Source organism: Mycobacterium sp. THU-M104 (assembly GCF_049197365.1).
GTDB lineage: Bacteria > Actinomycetota > Actinomycetes > Mycobacteriales > Mycobacteriaceae > Mycobacterium.
Map to the genome: position 1 here is coordinate 1 of NZ_JBMIOP010000210.1, position 5,024 is coordinate 5,024.

General features: G+C 63.6%; 4 protein-coding genes. 2 read left to right on the plus strand and 2 right to left on the minus strand.

Annotated features, from left to right (window positions below; genetic code table 11):
- Positions 1-97: 97 nt before the first annotated feature.
- Entirely contained in the window at positions 98-826 is a 729-nt protein-coding gene (locus ACOJVU_RS16470) for a VC0807 family protein (protein ID WP_421530748.1), read from the minus strand.
- Positions 827-1,085: 259 nt separating this feature from the next.
- Here ACOJVU_RS16470 and ACOJVU_RS16475 point away from each other — a divergent pair, with 259 nt between their 5' ends.
- Complete coding sequence (locus tag ACOJVU_RS16475) at positions 1,086-2,441, plus strand: cytochrome P450 (protein ID WP_421530749.1); 1,356 nt, start codon at positions 1,086-1,088, stop codon at positions 2,439-2,441.
- Positions 2,442-2,612: 171 nt separating this feature from the next.
- Here ACOJVU_RS16475 and ACOJVU_RS16480 read toward each other — a convergent pair whose 3' ends face one another.
- Complete coding sequence (locus ACOJVU_RS16480; protein ID WP_421530750.1) at positions 2,613-3,422, minus strand: DUF1906 domain-containing protein; 810 nt, start codon at positions 3,420-3,422, stop codon at positions 2,613-2,615.
- 466 nt (positions 3,423-3,888) lie between these two features.
- On the opposite strand from ACOJVU_RS16480, the gene ACOJVU_RS16485 reads away from it, so the two are divergent.
- Positions 3,889-5,024, plus strand: a 1,136-nt coding sequence (locus ACOJVU_RS16485) for a glycosyltransferase family 4 protein (RefSeq protein WP_421530751.1), incomplete at its 3' end; no start/stop codon positions are given.

Below are 5,024 nucleotides of genomic sequence, written 5' to 3' on the forward strand. Positions count from 1 at the left end.
CGAAAACGCAGAAATGGATATCCTCGGTGAGCTCTGCCATCGAGTGCGACAAGGGGAGACCGGGCGTCCGATGCGACAGACCAAAAAACGAGGCACCTCAACCGGATTGCTCTGCATCGGCGTCTGCGGGTAGGTCCGCGCGTTGGGCAGCCACGTGGTCACGTTGCTGAACGAATCTGCGGAGCAAAGCGATAGCACCCGCGACAGACAGGACGAGGAGCGTCGGGCCGACCGCCACGATGAGGATCTGAGAGACGTCTACCGATAAGGTGAAAATCCAGACGGTCGCTACCAACGGAAACAGACCGCAGAGCAGCCCTAGGCCAGCGCAAAGCCGGGTGTGCAGACCATGCCAGTCCTCGATGTCTTGTTGCGTCCACCCCCGTTGGGGTAGCGCCGTGGCGGCGAGGCTGGGGACAATCGCGCCAGCGATTTTGACCGAGGTCGGCCTGCGCAGCAGGCCGCTCGCTGCCAGAGACCACACCAGCAGGGAAACGGGTAGGAGTTCGATCACCTGCACGATGCGTGGGTTCTTCGTGACGAACGCGATGCTCAAGGAGCAGGCGGCGCCTAGGATCACTAGTCCGTTGAGGGGCTCGAACTTTCTTTTGCGCGCCATAGTGAGCAATCCCTGCGCCGTAGCGACCATGATCGCGCCGACCAGCGCCAAATATGGTGCTACATCGAACAATCGGAGCCCGTAATAGCCAATGAGTGGCGGCACGGTGTTGATCACCGTGTCCTTGATGTACTCCCGCAGGCTCCTCGGAGCGTCGATGTTCGTTTCCGGAGGTGCGTCGTTATTCGCAGGGATCGGTCGTGGCATGAAGTTACCCCCCAAGTTCGTCGCGGTGCACGGTGTGCCGCGGTGGTCGTCGGGCCCCTTCGTCGAGTGACGCTAGCAGCCTAGCTAGGATAGCCTAACCAACATCAATCTACGCATACCAGTCTCTCGGTCAGGCCTGCATGGAAGGGAGAGGCGCGCAATGGATCTCCGTGGTGACGGTGCTTGCCGCCCACCGCTCATCCACCCACTGCGCTCGAAAAGCGACCTGCGCAGAATGGCTCGAGGGTGGCCGCACTTCATGGAGGGACTCGCGCGGTTTGGGGACGCGGTCGAGTGGTCGATAGGTCCCATGCGTGAGACATTGTTTTTTCACCCTGCGCAAATAGCTGAGATCCTTGCTGCAGCGGGCGCACACGGCCCGCTGGGCCGAACGCTAGTCGACGGATTCCAGGAATACGCGCAAGTCATCGGCAACAACGGCCTGGTCATGAGCGAAGGAATTATCTGGAAACGACAGCGGCGCATCTTGCAGCCCGGAATGCACCGCCAAAAGATCGCCGAATACACCAACACCATGGTCGACTTCGCCGAAGAAATGTGTGACCAGTGGGCCGATGGCGCAGTTCTCAACATGCAGAGCGAAATGGAACAGCTTACCAGACGGATCATGACGCGGACATTGTTCGGAACGGATCTAACCAACGCGGAAAGTAACGAAATCAAACGCGTCATGGATCGACAGCTGTTTCTGAACGGCATGGAATTTCTCCTCGGAAACTGGTTGCCCCCCCGGGTTCCAACACCCCTACGGTCGGCGCTGCGCGCCTCCTCGAATCGGCTGAAAATGCTCTTCAGATCCGTTGTCGAGCGGCGCCTGAACGAGAGCGACGAACTTAGACTCAGACGCGACACCGATCTGCTCGACACGCTCTTGGAGACACGAGACGACAACGATATGCCGATGCCCGAAGGACAACTACTCGACGAGATGCACAACATGTTCCTCGGCGGCTACGAAACATCGTCCAATTCCTTGGGCTTCATTGGCGCCATTCTGGCGCGCCGCCCCGATCTGCAAAATCGGATAGCAATCGAGGTTGAATGGGCGGTCGGTTCCGACAATTTGACATTCGAACACATCAAGAGCCTGCCTCTCGTCGAAGCAGTCGTGAAGGAAGCACTGCGCCTCTATCCGCCCGTGTTCGCATTGCCAGGACATGTGGTGAAGACCCCGACTACTCTTTGCGGCTACGACTTTCAACCTCGGCAACGAATTATCCTGTCCCCCTATGTGACCCAGCGGGATTACCGTTGGTTCGCAGACCCGCATGAATTCCGACCGGATCGGTGGCTCGACGGGTCCACTCAAAACATGCCCAGATTTTCCTGGATTCCGTTCGGGGGCGGGCCTCGGGTCTGCTATGGGCAGAACTTCGCGATGGCGGAGATGATCCTTGTCCTGACCGTAGTGATCCGTCGATTCAAGTTCTCGTTACCTGCCCGAGCCGCGAAAGACGTCAAGACAGGGTTGAGCCCAACATTCATGCTCAGAGTGAAAAACGACGAGGTGGCTGTCACTGCCCGTACCGCTACGAGCCGCGTGGCCAACAAAGACATCTCCGTGATCACAGATGCCTCAAAGGACGCCCGTTAACCTCGTCAGTTGTCTTTACCAGACATTTTGTTGCTGACTATCGTCAGAAGGCGACCGAACAATCTGACCTTCGCAACACCGTTTGGCCGCCATTGGCATTGGCGCAGAACGGCGACTGGACGCTCGACCGAGATCACTGATGTCAGGGCACCCGGGAGCGGCGACGATAAGTCAGCGGACGAGATCCCACTGCCCGTAATCGGCTGCCAGGACGTCGTCGACGTCGACGTTGATACCGCCCAACAACGGGCCCGGGTTCGACGGGGTGTTGACAACGGCCTGGTAGAGCACCGCCATGGGTTCGCGTTGGCCATGCGACCACGCCTTCGTCTGCCAGGCCCACCGGTGCCCAGCGGAGCTCGAACTGCCGATCACGCCGTCCCGGATCGCCCATCCACAGACTCGGAAACTGCCGTAGACGCCGGTGCGGCCTACGCCCATCACCGAGTTGAGGCCGCGAAACCAGTCGAGGGCCACGTCGCTCCAGGTGTTGGAGTCGATGTCTTCGTCGACGCTGTAGAAGATCGGGGCCGAGGCCGGCCCGCCTGCCGCGGTGTGCAACCGCAGCGCGGTCTGCGCGTCGGCCACCCCGCCGTCGTACCCCCGGGTGAAGTCCGACGGGGCTCCGGGCCAACCGGGCTTGCCGTATTGATAGTTGCTGACGATGTGCAGACCCGCCGCGCTCAGCGCGTCCGCGTACTCGCGGGTCAACGGTTTGGCTTTGAAGTTCGCGCCGGGCCGCGACTCGGACACGTAGTTGACCACGCCGTCATAGCCCGCGGCCTTGATCTCCTCCGGCGCGATCCTGCGCTCGGCGAAATCGATCAGCTTGAGGGCGCCGGCCGATGCCCTCGGAGCGCCGAGGGTGGCGGTGGCCGCTCCCGCGCTCACCAGGACCGGGGCGACGGAGAACTTGAGCAGCGCACGTCGTGAGAAGGGCCGCGCCTCGGCCGGTCCGCGGGACGCAGCCGAATCGTGCATCGCGCGATGGTAACAAAGCCGGCCGCGCCAGCGGGGCCGTCGATACCGGTGTCCGCGACGGCTCGCCTGAGCGCCACGGCTTGTGAGCCGGCCGCCCATCGTTTTGAATGCGGTTGTGGCTGTCCCGGTTGTCCGTAGGCCGGTCGTCGTCGCGCTCGCGACGACCGCGTCTGCAACCCGGCCGACCCGACAACCTGGACCGACAACTGGCCCCAGCACCTCGCGGAGGCATACGTTGCGGCGGGCATGACCAATCAGGCTGCCGACTTCGTCGCCAGCAAACTCTGAACGTGCGGATCGGCGGGCAGGTCGGCGCCATCCCGGGCCCGCGTTGCGTCGTTTAGCTGTTCGAACTATAGTCTGGACACATGTCCAGTTTGCTGTCGCGGAGTTCTCGGGTGCGTTGATGGGAACGGAGTGGGGGGCCGCTCGTCCGTGGTGTTCCAGCAGCGGATAAGAGTTGAGTATGCGAATCGCCCTGCTGTCCTATCGCAGTAAGGACCATTGCGGCGGACAGGGCGTCTACGTGCGCCACCTGAGCCGCGGTCTGGTCGACCTCGGGCACGACGTCGAGGTGTTCTCCGGCCAGCCCTATCCCGAGCTGCTCGATCCGCGGGTGCGGCTGACCAAGGTGCCCAGCCTGGACTTATACCGCGAGCCCGACCCGTTCCGGGTGCCCCGTCCGAGTGAGATCCGGAGCTCGATCGATCTGCTGGAACTGCTCACCGTGTGGACGGCCGGCTTCCCCGAACCGCGGACATTCACCCTGCGCGTGGCGCGGCTGCTGGCCGACCGGGTCAACGATTTCGACCTCGCCCACGACAACCAGAGCCTGGGCACCGGGCTGCTCACCATCGCCGAGTCGGGTTTGCCGGTGGTGGCCACGGTGCACCACCCGATCACCCGCGACCGGATGCTCGACCTGGCCGCCGCGCGCTGGTGGCGCAAACCGCTGGTGCGTCGCTGGTACGGCTTCCTGGACATGCAGCAGCAGGTGTCGCGCCAGATCCCCGACCTGCTGACCGTCTCGTCGTCGTCGGCGGCGGACATCGTCGCCGACTTCGGGGTCGCCCCCGAGCAGCTGCATGTGGTGCCGCTCGGCGTGAACACCGAACTGTTCATGCCGGGGTCCTCTCCGCGGCAACCCGGGCGCGTCATCGCCATCGCCAGCGCCGACACCCCGCTGAAGGGGGTCCGCACCCTGCTGCACGCGGTGGCCAGGCTCCGGGTGAACCGCGACCTCGAGCTGCGGCTGGTCGCCAGGGTGGAGCCCAACGGCCCCACCCACAAACTCATCGCCGAGCTCGGCATCTCCGACATCGTCCACATCACCAGCGGGCTGTCCGACGCCGCGCTGGCCGCCTTGTTCGCGTCGGCCGAGGTCGCCTGCATTCCCTCCCTCTACGAAGGGTTTTCGCTGCCCGCGGTGGAGGCGATGGCCAGCGGCACCCCGGTGGTCGCGAGCCGGGTGGGCGCGCTTCCCGAAGTCGTCGGGACCGACGGTGCCTGTGCCGAGCTGGTGCCGCCGGCCGACGTCGAGGCGCTCACCGGGGCTCTCGGCGGTCTGCTCGACTCACCGGAGAAGCGCCGCAGCATGGGGCG